Genomic DNA, 16779 nt, shown 5'->3' with positions numbered 1-16779 from the left:
GAGCGTGCCCATGTCCCAGAATCCGATCGCCGAGACCGTCGCCTCGCTCATGCCCCGCGCCAAGGCGGAGCTGACCGAGCTGGTGGCCTTCCAGTCGGTCGCGGACTGGGCCCAGTTCCCGCAGAGCGAGAGCCAGGCCGCCGCGAACTGGGTGGCCGACGCGCTGCGCGCCGAGGGCTTCCGGGACGTGGCGCTGCTCGACACCCCGGACGGCACCCAGTCGGTGTACGGGTTCCTGCCCGGCCCCGAGGGCGCCCCGACCGTCCTGCTGTACGCGCACTACGACGTGCAGCCCCCGCTGGACGACGCCGCGTGGATCTCGCCGGCCTTCGAGCTGACCGAGCGCGACGGCCGCTGGTACGGGCGCGGCGCCGCGGACTGCAAGGGCGGGTTCATCATGCACCTGCTCGCGCTGCGCGCCTTGAAGGCCAACGGCGGGGTGCCGGTGAACGTGAAGGTGATCGTCGAGGGTTCGGAGGAGCAGGGCACCGGCGGGCTCCAGCAGTACGCGGAGGCCAACCCGGAGCTGCTGGCCGCCGACACGATCGTCATCGGCGACGCGGGCAACTTCCGCCTGGGCCTGCCGACGGTGACGGCGACCCTGCGCGGGATGACCCTGATCAAGGTCAAGGTCGACACCCTGGGCGGGAACCTGCACTCGGGCATGTTCGGCGGTGTGGCCCCCGACGCGCTCGCCGCGCTGATCCGGCTGCTGGACTCGCTGCGCTCCGAGGACGGTTCGACGACCGTGGACGGTCTCGCCTCCGACGCGGTGTGGGAGGGCCTGCAGTACCCGGAGGCCGACTTCCGCGCCGACGCGAAGGTCCTCGACGGCGTCGAGCTGATCGGTGAGGGCACCATCGCCGACCGGCTGTGGGCCCGCCCCGCCGTCACCGTGCTCGGCATCGACTGCCCGCCGGTCGTCGGCGCGACGCCGTCGGTGCACGCGAGCGCGGGCGCGCTGATCAGCCTGCGCGTACCGCCGGGTGTGGACACCGGCGAGGCCATCAAGCTGCTGGAGGCGCACCTGGTGGCGCACACGCCGTGGAAGGCGCGGCTGGAGCTGGAGGTCGTCGGTCAGGGCCAGCCCTTCCAGGCGGACACGAGCAGCCCGGCGTACGCGTCGATGGCGGCGGCCCTCAGTGAGGCGTACGACGGCCAGGAGATGCAGATCAGCGGCATGGGCGGGTCCATCCCGCTGTGCAACACGCTGACGTCGCTGTACCCGCGGGCGGAGATGCTGCTGATCGGGCTGAGCGAGCCCGAGGCGCAGATCCACGCGGTGAACGAGAGCGTGTCCCCGCAGGAGCTGGAGCGGCTGTCGGTCGCCGAGGCCCTGTTCCTGGTGAACTACGCGGCCTCCAAGAGCGTCTGACGGCCCGAAGCCGGCCGACGCCACCCCTTTGTCCGCCCAGGGCGCAGTGCGCCCTGGGCGGACTCCGCTCCCGGCGAAGCCGGGTGCCCGCGGCGGGGCCGGGCGCTTACGGTCGTCGGCATGGATCTTGTCGAAGTCATCCCCGCCCGGCTCCACATGCTGCGTTTCGCCATCGGTCAGGCCTACCTCTGGCAGGACGGCGGGGCCCTCACCCTGATCGACGCCGGCCAGGCCGGCTCCGCCGACGCCATCGAGGAGGCGATACGTTCCCTCGGGCTGGAGCCCGGGGGGCTGGAGCGGATCGTCCTGACGCACTGTCACCGCGACCACGTCGGCGCCGCGGGGGAACTCGCCGCCCGCCACGGCGCGCGGGTGCTGGCCCACCGGCTGGACGCCCCGGTGGTGCGCGGCGAGCAGCCGGTCCCCGAACCGGTGCTCCTGGACTGGGAGGTCCCGCTCTACGCGCACGGGCTGACGGCCCCCGAGGCCCCGCCGACGCGGGTCGACCGGGAGCTGGAGGACGGCGAGGTGCTGGACTTCGGCGGCGGGGCGGTCGTGGTCCACGCGCCGGGCCACACGCCGGGCAGCATCGGCGTGCACCTGCCCGAGCACGGGGTCCTGTTCACGGGGGACTGCGTGGCGGGCGTCGGCCAGGTGATGCTGGGGGTCTTCAACACCGACCGGGCCCAGGCGGTCGCCTCCTTCGGCCGGCTGGCCGCCCTCGCCCCCTCGGTGGCCTGCTTCGGCCACGGTGACCCCTGGACCGAGGAGACCGCGAAGGCCCTCGACGAGGCCGCGCGGGCGGCCGCGGCCTGAGCGCGGCCGGACCCCGGTGCGCGGGGCCGGGGTCCGGGCGCGGGTCAGGGGGTGGGGCGGCCCGACTCCAGGTAGAGGGGGTTGCCGCGTTCGCGGGCGCGCAGGGCCCAGTGCAGCCGTTCCCGGCGCTGCGGCGGGAGCAGGCCGGCGGCCTCCGACTCGGTGACGAAGCGCCAGGCCCGCAGTTCGGGGCCGGGCAGCCGCAGGCGCGCGATCTCCGGCTCCGACATCCGGCCGCCGTCGAACAGCAGCCGCAGTCCCCCGTAGGCCGGGGGTTGGGGCGGCTCCCAGTCGACGACGAGCAGCCCGGGGACCTGTTCCAGCGTCAGGCCGAGTTCCTCGGTGACCTCGCGTACGCCGGCCCGTGCCGGGGCCTCGCCCGGTTCGACCACGCCGCCCGGGAACTCCCAGCCCGGCTTGTACGTCGGATCCACCAGGAGGACCCGGTCCCGGTCGTCGAAGAGCAGGACCCCCGCCGCCACCGTCTCGCGCGTCGGTTCCGGGGTCTGCACGATGTCGCAGACCGCCGCCGTGCCGGTGCGTACGGCGTCGGCGATGCGCTGCGCCGTCTCCCGTACCGTCAGGCGCCCGTTGTCGACGAGGTGGGCGTCGGCGCTGAGCCAGCCCAGGGCCTGCTGGTACGCCGGGATGTGGTCGTACGCCCACCGGCGGATCCGTACGTCCACCACCTCGGGCGCGCCCGGCTCCCGACGGGTGGCGATGCGCTCCCGCAGGATCGTTTCCTCCGGGGCCAGCAGCACGTGCCGCACCGGGATCCGGCGCGCCGCGAGGCCGCCGAAGATCTCGTCGCGGTACTCCTGCCGCAGCAGCGTCATGGGCACGACCAGGATCCCGCCCAGCTCCGCCAGCATCGCCGCGGCCGTGTCCACGACCAGCCGCCGCCAGATCGGGAGGTCCTGGTAGTCGTCGACGTCGGCGAGGCGCTTGGGCGGCAGCAGCCGGCGCAGCGCGTCGCCGGTGAGCTCAGGGTCGTACAGGCTGCTGTCCGGAAGGAGTCCGGCCAGTTCACGGGCCGTGCTGGTCTTGCCGGCGCCGAAAGTGCCGTTGATCCAGACAATCACGTCTGCCCCTCTCCCTATGGCTCGCCTCGAAGCCCCCCGGTGGCTTGCCCGCCCCACCCTGCCACGGAAACCCGCCCGCCGGTCGAGTGCTTATGCTCGGGGGCGAGCGTAGATCACCGCCGGGGCGGGAGCCCTTCCGTCCCGCCCGCCGCCCGCCGCTTCCGGAGGTTCCCCCGCCGTGCCGCAGACCCGCCCCCCGTCCGAGCCCCGCTACGGCAACCGGCCGACCATGAAGGACGTGGCGGCCCGGGCGGGCGTCGGTCTGAAGACGGTCTCGCGGGTCGTCAACGGCGAGCCGGGGGTGACCCCCGACACCGAACGGCGGGTGCAGGAGGCCATCGAGGAGCTGGGGTTCCGGCGCAACGACAGCGCCCGTGTCCTGCGCAAGGGCCGCACCGCCACCGTCGGCCTGGTGCTGGAGGACCTCGCCGACCCCTTCTACGGCCCCCTCAACCGAGCGGTCGAGGAGGTGGCGCGCACCCACGGTGCCCTGCTCATCAACGGCTCCAGCGCCGAGGACCCGGACCGCGAGCGGGAGTTGGCGCTCGCGCTGTGCGCCCGCCGGGTGGACGGGCTGATCGTGATCCCCGCCGGGGACGACCACCGCTACCTGGAGCCCGAGATCCGGGCGGGGGTGGCCACCGTGTTCGTGGACCGCCCGGCGGGCGGGATCGAGGCGGACGTCGTCCTGTCGGACAGCTTCGGCGGCGCCCGGGACGGGGTGGCGCACCTGATCGCGGCCGGGCACCGCAGGATCGGCTTCATCGGCGACCACCCCCGCATCCACACCGCGACGGAACGCCTGCGCGGCTACCGCGAGGCCATGGCCGGGGCGGGCCTGCCGGTGTCGCGGGCCTGGGTCTCCCTCGGCTCGACGGCCCCGGAGCGGGTGGCGGCTGCGGCCGGCGCGATGCTGGCGGGCCCGGAGCCGGTCACCGCCGTCTTCGCCGGCAACAACCGGGTCACCGTCACCGTCGTACGGGTCCTCGCGGCGCTCCCCCGGCCGGTGGCCCTGGTCGGCTTCGACGACTTCGAGCTCGCCGACCTGCTGCGCCCGGGCGTCACGGTGGTCGCGCAGGACCCGGCGGCGCTGGGCCGGGTGGCCACGGACCGCCTCTTCCAGCGCCTGGCGGGCACCCGCCTCCCCCCGACCCGCATCGAACTCCCCACCCGCCTCGTGCCCCGCGGCTCGGGCGAACTGCCCCCGGCGGACTGACCGACGGACCGCCGGACCCGGCCTACGCCTGCCCGCCGGAACCCGCCAGCAGGTCGCCGAGGGGGCTGCGCCGGTACAGCACCAGCCGCCCGTCCCGGGCCCGCGTCAGCAGACCGGCGGCGTACAGCACCCGCAGGTGCTGGGACACGGCGCTGGGGGTGATCCGGAACCGGCGGGCGATCTCCACCGTGGGCATCGGCTCGTCGAGGAGGCGCAGCATCCGCGCCCGGGGGGCGCCGAGCAGGGCGTCCAGAGCGGACGCGTCGGCCGTGGGCACCGGGCCCCACAGCGTCGCCACGCCGCGGCTGGGATAGACCAGCAGCGGCGGTTCCTCGGGGCTGACCGGTGGCGCCGGCTTGTGGGCGAACACCGAGGGGACCAGGAGCAGTCCCCGGCCGTGCGCCTCGACGTGGTGGGCGGAGAGCATCCTGTCGACGTACAGCACCCCGTCCTGCCAGCGCAGGTTCGGGTGCATGCCGGCGAACAGCCGGCGGGCGCCGCCCATGGCCAGTTGCCGTGCGCGGTAGGTCATGTCCGCCTCCAGCAGCCGCCGCATCCGGGGCCACATCGGCCGGACGGCGATCTCCCAGTAGTCCCGCAGCAGGTCGCAGACGGCGTCGCGCAGGGCGGCCACCGGCTCGTCGTCCGCGCGGGCGGCGTCCGCGAGCGGTTCGGGAAGGGGGTCCGGGGCGTACGCGGCGGCCAGATCCCGCCGGACCAGGCCCGGCGGGGTGGCGCGGACCGCGTCCAGTTCCTGCTCGAACCCCGGGTCGAAGGCCGCCGGCCGGGGGGTGAGGAAGTCCGGCAGGGTGAGCCGCGGCGCGACCAGGGACAGCAGCAGCCGCGTGTCGAGCGGGCCGAGGCCGGTCAGGACGGACCCGCGCCAGGGCAGGTGGAGGGCCGAGAGCCCCGGTTCGCGCAGGACGCGCAGGCTGAAGACCGTCTCGCCCAGCGGGGAGAGCGCGAAGCGCGTGTCGGCGAGGTCCTCCACGCCGAGACCGAAGCTGATCATTAAGCGCCACGCTACATCCATTGGCCGCGGGGCGCGGGTGCCGTGGACTCGGCACATGACAGACACGACGGCCCGGCGGGCCGATCTGGGACGCGGAACCGTCCTGCTCCTGGCGTTGACCTGCGCGGTGGCGGTCGGCAACATCTACTTCCCGCAGGCGATCGGCCCCCTGATCGCGGCAGGGCTGGGCGTCTCGCCCGACACGGCCTCGCTCGTGGTGACGGGCACCCAGATCGGCTACACGGCGGGGATGTTCCTGCTGGTCCCGCTCGGCGACCGGCTGCCGCACCGGCCGTACCTGGTCACCCTGCTCGCGCTCTCCGGCGCGGCCCTGCTCGCCGCGGGCTGCGCTCCCGCGCTGCCGTTCCTCGTCGCCGCCGGCGTGTGCGTCGGGGTCTCCACGGTGGCCGCGCAGATCATCGCCCCGATGGCCGCCGGGCTGGTGGCCCCCGACCGGCGGGGGTCGGTGATGGGGACCCTGCTGAGCGGTTCCATCGGGGGCATGCTGCTCGCCCGTACGTTCAGCTCGACGCTCGGCGAGCGGCTGGGCTGGCGGGCCCCGTACCTGGCGGCCGCGGCCGTGGTCCTGCTCCTCGCGGCCGTCCTGGCCCGCGCGCTGCCGGCGTCGCCCCCGCCGCCGCGCAGCCCGTACCGGACGCTGCTGGCGGACTCGCTGCGGCTGCTGCGCACCGAGGGGGAGCTGCGCCGTTCCTGCGTCTACCAGGCTGCGGTCTTCGGCGCCTTCTCGGCCGTGTGGACCTGCCTGGCGCTGCTCCTGACCGGTCCGGCCTACGGCATGGACACCCGGGCGGTGGGGATGCTGGCCCTGGTGGGCGCGGTGACGATGCTGTGCACGCCGCTCGCCGGGCGCCTGGTGGACCGGCGCGGGCCCGACGGGCTGAACCTCGCCTGTCTGCTGGGGGTCCTGCTCTCGGCCGCCGTCCTCGCCGGGGGCCTGGCGGGCGGTGCGTGGGGGCTGGCCGCGCTGACCGCGGGCACGCTGCTGCTGGACGTGGCGCTGCAGTGCGGCACGGTCGCCAACCAGGCCCGGGTCTTCGCCGTGCGCCCCGACGCCCGGGGCCGGCTCAATACCGCGTACATGACCTGTGCGTACCTGGGCGGAAGTGCCGGCTCCTGGCTGGGCGTGCGGATCCACGGCCTGGCGGGGTGGGCGGGGGTGTGCGGCTTCGTGGCGGTGCTCGCCCTCCTCGCCCTGGGCCGCCACCTGGCGCGGCCCTCCGCGCGGCACGCCGACGGCCCGGCCCGCAGGGGTGCGGGCCGGGCCGTGCGGGGGCGTGGGGATCAGGCGGTCGCCGTCAGGGTGGCCGAGCGGCGCGGGATGGCGAAGGCATCGAGTTCGGCGCGGGTCAGGCCGGTGAGGGCGGTGACCTCGTCGGCGCCGACGGCACCGCAGTCGAGGCCGCGGACCAGGTAGCCGGCCAGGGCCTTGGCGGTGGCGGGCTCGTCCATGACGTCGCCCTCGATCTTGGCGACGTACGCCTTCAGACGGGCGGCGGCGGTCTGAAGACCCTCGCGGTAGAAGGTGAAGACGGCCGCGTAGCGGGTCGGCAGGTGCGCCGGGTGCATGTCCCAGCCCTGGTAGTAGGCGCGGGCCAGGGCGCGGCGGGTGAGTCCGTAGTGCAGCTTCCAGCCCTCGTGGACCTTCTCGGTGGTGCCGATGGGCAGCACGTTGGTCGAGCCGTCGGAGACCCGTACGCCGGTGCCGGCCGCGGCGACCTGCATGATCGCCTTCGCGTGGTCGGCGGCGGGGTGGTCGCTGGCCTGGTAGGCGGCGGAGACGCCGACGCAGGCGCTGTAGTCGAAGGTGCCGTAGTGCAGGCCGGTGGCGCGGCCCTTGGAGGCCTCGATCATCCGGGCCACGGTGGCGGTGCCGTCGGAGGCCAGGATGGACTGGCTGGTCTCGATCTGGATCTCGAAGCCGATCCGCCCGGTGCGCAGGCCGCGGGCCGACTCGAAGGCCTCCAGCAGCTGGACGAAGGCGGTGACCTGCTCCGCGTAGGTGACCTTGGGCAGGGTCAGGACCAGGTTGTCCGGGAGGCCGCCGTGGGCGAGCAGGCCGGAGAGGAAGACGTCGGTGGTGCGGATGCCGCGGTCGCGGACGTTGGACTCCATGCACTTCATGCGGATGCCCATGTACGGGGCGTTGGTGCCGTTGGAGTAGGCCTCGGAGATCAGGCGGGCGGCGCGGGCCGCGGCCTGGTCCTCCTCCTCGTCGGAGCGGACGCCGAAGCCGTCCTCGAAGTCCACGCGGAGGTCCTCGACGGGCTCGGTGGCGAGCTTGGCGCGGACGCGGTCGTAGACCGGTACGGCGAGCTCGTCGGAGATGCCGAGTACCTTGGCGAAGGTGGCGGCGTCCGGGGCGTGCTCGTCCATGGCCGCGAGGGCCTGGTCGCCCCAGGAGCGGACGGTGTCGGCGGCGAAGACGTCACCGGGGACGTAGACGGTGTGGATGGGCTGGCGGGTGCCGGGGTCGCCCGGGTAGTGACGCGCGAGTTCCGCGTCCACCGGCGCCAGGGAGGCGCTGATGCCCTCGCTGACCGCGCCTGCGAGGCTCGTCGCCACCTTCTCCTGCTGACCCATCGTGCACTCTCCTCTTTTCCGCTTCACGGAAGCTTAGATCCGCATAGCAGAATTTAGTCACGGGGTTCCGCTCAGTCAATGGTCCCTCCACCGCCTGGGACAAACGACTCGGGGCCGTGCGGTGACAATCACCACACGGCCCCGTAGGCCAAGAGATGCGCAGGTCAGGGACCAGGCGCCGGGTTACCCCGAGGTCAGCCCTTGCGCGCCTTGATCTCGCCGGTCAGCTGCGGGACGACCTCGAAGAGGTCGCCGACCACGCCGTAGTCGACCAGGTCGAAGATCGGGGCCTCGGCGTCCTTGTTGATGGCCACGATGGTCTTCGAGGTCTGCATGCCGGCCCGGTGCTGGATCGCGCCGGAGATGCCGGAGGCGATGTACAGCTGCGGGGAGACCGACTTGCCGGTCTGGCCGACCTGGTTGGAGTGCGGGTACCAGCCGGCGTCGACGGCGGCGCGGGAGGCGCCGACGGCGGCACCGAGGGAGTCCGCGAGGTCCTCGATGATCGCGAAGTTCTCGGCGCCGTTGACGCCGCGGCCGCCGGAGACCACGATCGCGGCCTCGGTCAGCTCCGGACGGCCGGTCGACTCGCGCGGGGTGCGGGAGACGACCTTGGTGCCGGTGGCCAGGGCGCCGAAGGAGACGGCGAGCGCCTCGACGGCGCCGGCGGCCGGGGCGGCCTCGACCGGGGCCGAGTTCGGCTTCACGGTGATGACCGGGGTGCCCTTGGACACGCGGGACTTGGTGGTGAACGACGCGGCGAAGGCGGCCTGGGTCGCGACCGGACCCTCGTCACCGGCCTCCAGGTCGACGGCGTCGGTGATGATGCCGGAGCCGATGCGCACGGCGAGGCGCGCGGCGATCTCCTTGCCCTCGGCGGAGGACGGGACGAGCACGGCCGCCGGGGAGACGGCGTCGTACGCGGCCTGCAGCGCGTCGACCTTCGGTACGACGAGGTACTCGGCGAACTCGGGGGCGTCGGCGGTGAGGACCTTGACGGCACCGTGCTCGGCGAGCACGGCGGCGGTGGCCTCGGCACCGGCGCCCAGGGCGACGGCGACGGGCTCGCCGACGCGGCGGGCCAGCGTCAGCAGCTCGAGGGTGGGCTTGCGGACGGCACCGTCCACGTGGTCGACGTAGACGAGAACTTCAGCCATGGGACTGCTCTCCTGCTATTGCGAAGTGTCTGGGGGCTTGAGAGGGGTGACCGAAGCTCTTAGATGAACTTCTGGCCGGCCAGGAACTCGGCCAGCTGCTTGCCGCCCTCGCCCTCGTCCTTGACGATCGTGCCGGCGGTGCGGGCCGGACGCTGGGCCGCGGAGTCGACCGCGGTGTAGGCGCCCTCGAGGCCGACCTCGTCAGCCTCGAGGTCCAGGTCCGACAGGTCCCAGGACTCCACCGGCTTCTTCTTGGCGGCCATGATGCCCTTGAAGGACGGGTAGCGGGCCTCGCCCGACTGGTCCGTCACCGAGACGACGGCCGGGAGGGAGGCCTCCAGCTGCTCGCTCGCGGAGTCGCCGTCGCGGCGGCCCGTGACGGTGCCGTCCTCGACCTTGACCTCGGAGAGCAGGGTGACCTGCGGGACGCCCAGGCGCTCGGCCAGGATCGCCGGGAGGACGCCCATGGTGCCGTCGGTCGACGCCATGCCCGTGATGACCAGGTCGTAGCCGGCCTTCTCGATCGCCTTCGCGAGGACCAGCGAGGTACCGATGACGTCGGTGCCGTGCAGGTCGTCGTCCTCGACGTGGATGGCCTTGTCCGCGCCCATCGACAGCGCCTTGCGCAGCGCGTCCTTGGCGTCCTCGGGGCCCACCGTCAGGACGGTGATCTCGGCCTCGTCCGCCTCGTCGGCGATCTGCAGCGCCTGCTCGACGGCGTACTCGTCGAGCTCCGACAGCAGACCGTCGACGTCGTCGCGGTCGACGGTCAGGTCATCGGCGAAGTGCCGGTCACCGGTGGCGTCGGGCACGTACTTCACACAGACAACGATCCTCAGGCTCACGCCGGCTCTCCTACCGCATCGTCTTTTTCTGATACCGCCTTGTGCAGGCAGCATAGGCGCCTTGTAGGGCGGGTCCCGGTCGGGGCGGCCCGCGCTCCGAAGGGAATGTTACTCGTCAGTACACAGTGGGTCTTCCCCGGTTGCAAGGCCGCTGAACTGTGATCTGTCCAACGCCGCCCGAACCCGCCCCAGCAGGGACGATTCAGTCCCGCAACGCGTTGAAGCGCCCCTGGTGGTACAGCAGGGGGCGGCCCTCCCCGGCCGGGTCCCCCGCCACCGCCTCGGCGATGACCACCCGGTGCGCCCCCGCGGGCACCCGCGCGACCACCCGGCACACCATCCACGCCAGCACCCCGCCGAGCAGCGGCACGCCGTGCGGGCCGGGGGCCCACTCGGTCTGCGCCCCGAAGCGGTCGGCGCCGCTGCGCGCGAAGAGGCCGGCGAGCTCCCGCTGGTGCTCGCCGAGTATGTGGACGCCGAGGTACTCGCTGTCGCGCACCGCCGGCCAGCTGGAGGCGCCGGTGCCGATGGTGAACGAGAGCAGTGGCGGGTCGGCGGAGACGGAGTTGAGCGAGGTCGCGGTGAAGCCGGCGGGCCGGCCCCCGGTCTCGGCGGTGATCACCGCGACGCCCGCGGCGTGCCGCCGGAAGACGGAACGCAGGAGTTCGGGAGAGCCGGGCAGGGGGTCGTCGTCGGAGGAGCCGAGGGACACGGGCGGGGCCGTGGGGGCCGTCATGGGGATGCTTCCTTCTGCCGCGGGGTCGCGGACGTGCTGGGGGGACCGGGGGCCTGGACGGGGGCCTTCAGCGGTCCCGACAGCGCGCGCTCGCATGGCGGACGAGGTCCACGTGGAGCCGCCCGTAAAGCAGGAGTTCATACCGCATGCGGCCAGCCTGGCGATCTCACGCGCGCGCAGTCAAGCCGCAGCGGGCAGATGTCGGGCGCGTCACGCTGCGTGCGGGCGCGCGTACCGGCGCGCCCGTCACACCGCGGCCCCCAGCGCGGCGATCACGTCGGCCTTGCGGGGCGTCCCGGCCGCGCGCCGGACGACCCGCCCGGCGGCGTCCAGGACGAGGACGGTGGGGGTCTTCTCGATGCCGAGAGCGCGCACCAGTGCGAGGTTGCGCTCGGCGTCGATTTCGATGTGCGCGACGCCGTCCACCATTTCGGCGACTTCGGCGAGGATCCTGCGGGTGGCCCGGCAGGGCTGGCAGAAGGCGGTGGAGAACTGGACCAGAGTGGCCCGCTCCCCCGGCTCCCGCCCCAGCTCGGCGGCGCCGAGGGGCCCCTTCCCGCCCGTCGCCCGCGTTCCTTCTCCGTGCCCGCGCACACCCGCTCCCGTCCGCCCTGTTCGCATGTACGTACCCTGGTCCGAGCATCCGTCCGGCGCCCGGCATTCCCCGCGTGACGAGAATCTCGCCCCGCGCGGGCGTCTGGGCTGGCCAGCGGGCCGCGTTTGGGGCACGATCCCCAATGGCCGCGTACCTACGCTGCCGTAACTTCCGGCCGGGAGCACCTCCCCAGGCAGAAAGCGGGGCCTCCCCCTCATGGCTGAGCTCGTATACCCCCCGGTGATCGGTGCCGCCCACACCCTCTTCCGCGCACTGGACATCCGGATCGACATGAAGGGCACCGAGAACATCCCGCGCAAGGGCGGGGCGGTCCTGGTGTCGAACCACATCGGCTACCTCGACTTCATCTTCGCCGGCCTGACCGCGCGCCCGCAGAAGCGCCTGGTCCGCTTCATGGCCAAGGAGTCGGTGTTCCGGCACAAGGTCTCGGGCCCGCTGATGCGCGCGATGAAGCACATCCCGGTGGACCGCCAGCAGGGCGAGACCGCGTACCAGCACGCGCTGGACTCGCTGCGCTCCGGCGAGATCATCGGGGTGTTCCCGGAGGCGACGATCTCCCAGTCCTTCACCCTCAAGAGCTTCAAGTCGGGTGCGGCGCGCATGGCCCAGGAGGCCGGCGTCCCGCTGATCCCGGTGGCCCTGTGGGGCACGCAGCGACTGTGGACCAAGGGCCGCCCCAAGGACCTCAAGCGCAGCCACATCCCGGTGACCATGCGCGTCGGCGAGCCGATCGAGGCGCCGAAGGACCAGTTCGCGGGCGCCATCACCCGCCGCCTGCGCGAGCGCGTGCAGGAGCTGCTGGAGGCGGCGCAGAGCGCCTACCCGGCCAAGCCGCAGGGCGCCGCGGACTCGTGGTGGCTCCCGGCCCACCTCGGCGGCACCGCCCCGACGGCCGCGCAGGTCAAGGAGCGCGAGGCCAACTGACCCCGGCCTACGGCCCGGCCGCGGGGGCACCCGCCGGATCCGGCGCCGCGCCCTCGCGCCTGCGGCGCCGGTGGGCGGCGACCCTGGCGCGCGTGGCGCACGCCGGGGTGCAGTAGCGGCGGGCGCTGCCGGGGCCGGTGGCGAGGAAGAGGCGGCCGCAGCCGGCCGCGGCGCAGGCCCCCCAGGCGAGGCGACCGTACTCGGCGAGCAGCTGGGCGAGGACGAGGGCGCCGGAGGCGAGGAACCACTCCCCCCAGTCCGCCCCGTCGCCCCGGTCCACGTGCAGGTGCCAGGAGTGGCCGTCGTGCCGGGTCAGCCGGGGCCGGGTGGCGCACTCCTCCAGCAGGGCGTTGAGGGCCCCGGCCGCCCGGTCCTCGTCGGTCTCGGCGAGCACCTCGGCCACGCGCCGGACGGCGGCGCGCAGTTCGTCCGCCTCCGCTTCCGTGAAGACCTCCGGGGCGAGTTCCTCCGGGCGTTCACCGTGCCGGGCGAGCAGTTCCGCCAGGGCGGCGCGCGGCAGCGCCGGGTCCGCGCGGACCGCCTCGGCCAGCTCGATCAGCCTGCGGGCCGCGGCGAAGCCGCCGCTCGGGTTCCGCCGGTCCGCCATGCACGGATCCTTTCATCCTGCACCCGTCTGACGTAACGTCTTTTTCGCTTAACACGTTACCGAACGCGGAGGGGGTTCGCCGATGGGCGGGTTCGGGCGGTATCTGGCGGCGGCGCTGGCGGCGCGCTTCGCGTCCGAGGGCATGGGCATGGCGGTGGTGCTGCTGGCCGTGGAGCGCACCGGCAGCGCGGCCCACGGGGCGTTCGTGCTGACCGCCTGGCTGGCGCCGCACGTGCTGGCCGCGCCGCTGGCGGGGACCGCCGCGGCCCGGGCCCGGCGGCCGCGGCTGTTCTACGCGGGCGCGCTGGCGGGGTTCACGGTGGCGGTGGCGGCGCTGTCGGCGCTGCTGGGCCGGGCTCCGGTGCCGGTGGTGCTGGCGGTGGCGGTGCTGGGCGGGACGTGTGGGCCCGTGGTGACCGGCGGGCTCTCCAGCCTGGTCGCGGGACTGCTGCCGCAGGGCCCCGCGCGGGACCGGGCGTACGGCTGGGACGCCTCCACCTACAACGCGGCGGCGGTGACGGCCCCGGCGGCGGTGAGCGTGGTCGGGGCGGTGCTCTCGGCCGGGCCCGCGATGGCGGTGCTGGCGGCTTCGGCGGCGCTGGCGGCGCTGCTGGCGGCGTCCCTGCCGTACGCGGGCCCGGGCGCGGACGCGGGCTCCTCCTCACCGGAGGGGCCCCGCGCCGGGCTGGGGGCGGGGCTGGCCGCCCTGTGGCGGGTCCGGGAGCTGAGGGCCATCACCTCGGCGACCACCCTGGCCTTCGTCGGCATCGGGTCGCTGACCACCACCTCGGTGCTGCTGGCGACCGGGCTCGGCAGTCCGGGCGCGGGCGGGGTCCTGATGACGGCCTTCGCGGCGGGTGCGCTGGCCGGGTCCCTGACGCTGGGCCGGATGACGGGCGTGGCGCCGGGCCGGCTGGCCCGCTGGGGCATGGCGGGCACCGGGGTGGCCCTCGTGGCGGCGGCGTTCACGCCGTCGGTGGCGCTGACGGCGGCGGCGTTCGCGGTGGCCGGCTACTGCGACGGGCCGCTGCTGACGGCCACGCTGCGGATCCGCTCGGAGAACGCCCCGGCGGCGGTGCGGCCGCAGGTGTTCACGCTGGGGGCGGGACTGAAGATCACGGCGGCTTCGACCGGCGCCGCCCTCGTGGGGCTGGCCGCCGCCGCGCCGCCGTGGACGCTGCTGCTCGGGATCGCCGTACTGCAGCTCGCGGCCGCCGCGCTGCACGCGCTGATGGCGGGAGGGAAGCCCGTACCGGCCGAGGGGGTCACAGAGCCGTCGGCAGGTTCCGCCACAGCTCCGGCCGGTCCGCGGACTCCTGGAGCGCCTTGAGCGCGGCGGGGTGCGGGGCGGCGTGGAGCTCGGGGTAGTCGGCCTCGCCGAGCTCGGGGCGGACCGGGAAGGCGAGCCGCTCCCGGTCGAGGCTGAACCGCGCGTCCACGCCGGGCTTGTTGCCGCGCGGGTCGATCCGCGACCAGGCCGCGGCGCCGGGCAGCCGGACGGCGACGAGCCCGTGGACCACCGGGGCCGTGCCGTCGTCCCGGGTCAGGCGCTGGTAGCACAGGGCCGCGGGGATGCCCTGGGCGCGCAGCAGGGCGGCGAGGGCGTGGGACTTGGCGTAGCAGATGCCGTTGCGGGTGGCGAGCACGTCGGAGGCGCGCCAGGAGACGCGCGGGTCGCCGGAGTCGGCCGAGTGCGCGATGGTGTCCCGGACGAATTCGAAGGCCCTCTTGGCGTATGAGTATGCATCGCCGGTGGCCGACCAGAGGGCGTCGGCGGTCTCCTGCACCAGGGGGTGCCAGTGGTCGATGGCCTCGTCAGAAGCCAAGTACGCGTGGATGTCCGGGTTTTGTTGGGTGAGCTGCATGGGCCGGAGCATAGGCATGCCCCTGACCGTAGATCAATAGATTTACGGTCAGGGGCATATCTATTCACTTATGCGGCAGGCCGCGGCAGCGGGCGCCCTAGCGGGACAGCTCCTCCTTGAGCGCCTGGAGGAAGCCGTCCACGTCCTCTTCCTGGGTGTCGTAGCCGCACATCCAGCGGACGTGACCGGCGGCCTCGTCCCAGAAGTAGAAGCGGTACCGCTGCTGGAGCCGGCGCGACACCTCGTGGGGCAGCTTCGCGAAGACGGCGTTGGCCTGCACCGGGTAGAGGATCTCCACCCCGTCCGTCTCGCGCACACCGGCCGCGAGCCGCTGCGCCATCGCGTTGGCGTGGCGGGCGTTGCGCAGCCACAGGTCCTTCGCGAGCAGGGCCTCCAGCTGCACCGACACGAAGCGCATCTTGGAGGCGAGCTGCATCGACATCTTGCGGACGTGCTTCATCTGCCGGACCGCGTCCGGGTTCACCACGACCACGGCCTCGCCGAACATCATGCCGTTCTTGGTGCCGCCGTACGACAGCACGTCGACGCCCACCGTGTTGGTGAAGGTGCGCATCGGCACGTCGAGCGAGGCCGCGGCGTTGGCTATCCGGGCACCGTCGAGGTGCACCTTCATGCCCAGGCCGTGGGCGTGCTCGCAGATCGCCCTGATCTCGTCCGGGGTGTAGACCGTGCCGAGCTCGGTGTTCTGGGTGATCGAGACGACCTGGGGCATGGCCCGGTGCTCGTCCTCGAAGCCCCAGGCCTCCTGGTCGATCAGCTCGGGCGTGAGCTTGCCGTCCGGGGTGGGCACGGCGAGCAGCTTGAGGCCGGCCATCCGCTCCGGGGCGCCGCCCTCGTCCACGTTGATGTGGGCGGTCTTGGCGCAGATCACGGCGCCCCAGCGGTCGGTCATCGCCTGGAGGGCGGTGACGTTCGCGCCGGTGCCGTTGAAGACCGGGAAGGCCTGCGCGTACGGGCCGAAGTGGCTCCGGATGACCTTCTGCAGGTGCTCGGTGTACTCGTCCTCGCCGTAGGCGACCTGGTGGCCGCCGTTGGCGAGCGCGATGGCCTCCAGGATCTCCGGATGCACCCCCGCGTAGTTGTCGCTCGCGAAGCCGCGCACCGCCGGGTCGTGGTGGCGGCGGGCGTCGGTCTTCACGGTTGCGGGGTGAGCCACAGACGCTGTCCGTTCACTTCGGGGGCGGGCCGCTCCCAGACGCCGGCGATGGCCTCGGCCAGCTCCTTGACGTCGGTGAAGCCCGCGAACTTGGCGTTGGGGCGCTCGGCGCGCATGGCGTCGTGCACCAGGGCCTTGATCACCAGGATCGCGGCGGCGGCCTGCGGCCCGTCCTCGCCCCCGGCCTTGCGGAAGGAGTCCGCCATGGCCAGGGTCCAGGCCTCGGCGGCCGCCTTGCCGGCGTTGTACGCGGCGTTGTTGGCGACCGGCTTGTGGGCGCCGGACTGGCTGATCAGCACGTAGCGTCCGCGGTCGCTGCGCAGCAGCCCGTCGTGGAAGGCCAGCGAGGTGTGCTGGACGGTGCGGATGAGCAGCTTCTCCAGGAAGGTCCAGTCCGCGAGGTCCACGTCGGTGAAGGTCTTGCTGCCGCGCCAGCCGCCGACCAGGTGGACCAGGCCGTCGATCCGGCCGAACTCCTTCTCGGTGCGCTCGGCCCAGGCCTTGGTGGCCTCCAGGTCGAGCAGGTCGACGGTGTCGCCGGTGACGGTGGCGCCTCCGTGGGCGTAGCGGGCGGCGTCGACGGCCTCCGCCAGGCGCGCCGCGTCCGCGTCGGAGGCCACGACCGTGGCCCCCGCCTCGGCGAGGCGCATCAGCGCGGCGCGGCCGGCGGGGCCGCCGGCCCCGGCCACCGCCACGACGGCTCCGTGGAGCGTCCCATTGCCGTTCATCCGTACAGCCTCCTGTGCGCGG

16 protein-coding genes and 1 pseudogene are annotated in these 16779 nt (G+C 73.9%); 6 read left to right on the top strand and 11 right to left on the bottom strand.

The window, feature by feature from the left end:
• Positions 1–10 precede the first annotated feature (10 nt).
• Positions 11–1375, top strand: a complete 1365-nt coding sequence (locus tag ABD973_RS29805; protein ID WP_125820201.1) for a dipeptidase — start codon at positions 11–13, stop codon at positions 1373–1375.
• 120 nt (positions 1376–1495) lie between these two features.
• Entirely contained in the window at positions 1496–2191 is a 696-nt protein-coding gene (locus tag ABD973_RS29800) for an MBL fold metallo-hydrolase (protein WP_125820202.1), read from the top strand.
• A gap of 44 nt (positions 2192–2235) precedes the next feature.
• Here ABD973_RS29800 and ABD973_RS29795 read toward each other — a convergent pair whose 3' ends face one another.
• On the bottom strand, positions 2236–3273 hold the full coding sequence (locus ABD973_RS29795; RefSeq protein WP_345503209.1) for an NUDIX hydrolase: 1038 nt from the start codon (positions 3271–3273) through the stop codon (positions 2236–2238).
• Positions 3274–3502: 229 nt separating this feature from the next.
• On the opposite strand from ABD973_RS29795, the gene ABD973_RS29790 reads away from it, so the two are divergent.
• Positions 3503–4489 (top strand): LacI family DNA-binding transcriptional regulator, encoded by a 987-nt coding sequence (locus ABD973_RS29790; protein ID WP_241253529.1) that lies wholly within the window; start codon positions 3503–3505, stop codon positions 4487–4489.
• A gap of 22 nt (positions 4490–4511) precedes the next feature.
• On the opposite strand, the gene ABD973_RS29785 is transcribed toward ABD973_RS29790, so the two are convergent.
• A complete protein-coding gene (locus tag ABD973_RS29785; RefSeq protein WP_345503207.1) occupies positions 4512–5501 on the bottom strand; it encodes an ArsR/SmtB family transcription factor in 990 nt (329 codons plus the stop codon).
• Positions 5502–5556: 55 nt separating this feature from the next.
• On the opposite strand from ABD973_RS29785, the pseudogene ABD973_RS29780 reads away from it, so the two are divergent.
• Positions 5557–6426: pseudogene (locus ABD973_RS29780) on the top strand (MFS transporter); the annotation flags it as partial.
• 377 nt (positions 6427–6803) lie between these two features.
• On the opposite strand, the gene ABD973_RS29775 reads toward ABD973_RS29780, so the two are convergent.
• The 5 genes from ABD973_RS29775 to ABD973_RS29755 form a co-directional block, all read right to left on the bottom strand.
• Positions 6804–8102 carry a DUF6986 family protein gene (locus ABD973_RS29775; RefSeq protein ID WP_125820206.1) on the bottom strand — a complete coding sequence of 433 codons (1299 nt, stop codon included), beginning with the start codon at positions 8100–8102 and terminating at the stop codon, positions 6804–6806.
• 194 nt (positions 8103–8296) lie between these two features.
• Positions 8297–9259 (bottom strand): electron transfer flavoprotein subunit alpha/FixB family protein, encoded by a 963-nt coding sequence (locus ABD973_RS29770; protein ID WP_125820207.1) that lies wholly within the window; start codon positions 9257–9259, stop codon positions 8297–8299.
• A gap of 59 nt (positions 9260–9318) precedes the next feature.
• Complete coding sequence (locus tag ABD973_RS29765) at positions 9319–10104, bottom strand: electron transfer flavoprotein subunit beta/FixA family protein (protein WP_125603595.1); 786 nt, start codon at positions 10102–10104, stop codon at positions 9319–9321.
• A 202-nt stretch (positions 10105–10306) separates the two neighbouring features.
• Positions 10307–10840 carry a flavin reductase family protein gene (locus tag ABD973_RS29760; protein ID WP_345503201.1) on the bottom strand — a complete coding sequence of 178 codons (534 nt, stop codon included), beginning with the start codon at positions 10838–10840 and terminating at the stop codon, positions 10307–10309.
• Positions 10841–11086: 246 nt separating this feature from the next.
• Positions 11087–11461 (bottom strand): TlpA family protein disulfide reductase, encoded by a 375-nt coding sequence (locus tag ABD973_RS29755; protein ID WP_345503199.1) that lies wholly within the window; start codon positions 11459–11461, stop codon positions 11087–11089.
• Between the two features lie 190 nt (positions 11462–11651).
• Here ABD973_RS29755 and ABD973_RS29750 point away from each other — a divergent pair, with 190 nt between their 5' ends.
• Positions 11652–12380 carry a lysophospholipid acyltransferase family protein gene (locus ABD973_RS29750; protein ID WP_125602512.1) on the top strand — a complete coding sequence of 243 codons (729 nt, stop codon included), beginning with the start codon at positions 11652–11654 and terminating at the stop codon, positions 12378–12380.
• Between the two features lie 7 nt (positions 12381–12387).
• On the opposite strand, the gene ABD973_RS29745 is transcribed toward ABD973_RS29750, so the two are convergent.
• A complete protein-coding gene (locus tag ABD973_RS29745) occupies positions 12388–12987 on the bottom strand; it encodes a CGNR zinc finger domain-containing protein (RefSeq protein WP_345503197.1) in 600 nt (199 codons plus the stop codon).
• 82 nt (positions 12988–13069) lie between these two features.
• On the opposite strand from ABD973_RS29745, the gene ABD973_RS29740 reads away from it, so the two are divergent.
• The gene (locus ABD973_RS29740; RefSeq protein WP_345503195.1) at positions 13070–14317 is read left to right on the top strand and encodes an MFS transporter; all 1248 of its coding nucleotides are present in this window, start codon (positions 13070–13072) and stop codon (positions 14315–14317) included.
• On the opposite strand, the gene ABD973_RS29735 is transcribed toward ABD973_RS29740, so the two are convergent.
• The 3 genes from ABD973_RS29735 to ABD973_RS29725 all read right to left on the bottom strand — a co-directional run bounded on the left by ABD973_RS29735 (position 14253) and on the right by ABD973_RS29725 (position 16757).
• Positions 14253–14852 carry a transglutaminase-like domain-containing protein gene (locus ABD973_RS29735; protein WP_125820211.1) on the bottom strand — a complete coding sequence of 200 codons (600 nt, stop codon included), beginning with the start codon at positions 14850–14852 and terminating at the stop codon, positions 14253–14255. The two genes, ABD973_RS29740 and ABD973_RS29735, sit on opposite strands and share 65 nt — an antisense overlap.
• Before the next feature lie 97 nt (positions 14853–14949).
• Complete coding sequence (locus tag ABD973_RS29730) at positions 14950–16011, bottom strand: threonine aldolase family protein (protein ID WP_206436482.1); 1062 nt, start codon at positions 16009–16011, stop codon at positions 14950–14952.
• Positions 16008–16757, bottom strand: coding sequence for an SDR family oxidoreductase (locus tag ABD973_RS29725; protein ID WP_125820213.1), 750 nt, complete (start codon positions 16755–16757; stop codon positions 16008–16010). Before ABD973_RS29725 ends, ABD973_RS29730 begins: the two co-directional genes overlap by 4 nt.
• Between the last annotated feature and the right edge of the window lie 22 nt (positions 16758–16779).

Origin of the sequence: Streptomyces racemochromogenes (assembly GCF_039535215.1) — a bacterium.
Lineage (GTDB): Bacteria > Actinomycetota > Actinomycetes > Streptomycetales > Streptomycetaceae > Streptomyces > Streptomyces racemochromogenes.
Note: the sequence above shows the minus strand (reverse complement) of the source record. Positions and strands in the feature narration are given on the sequence as shown.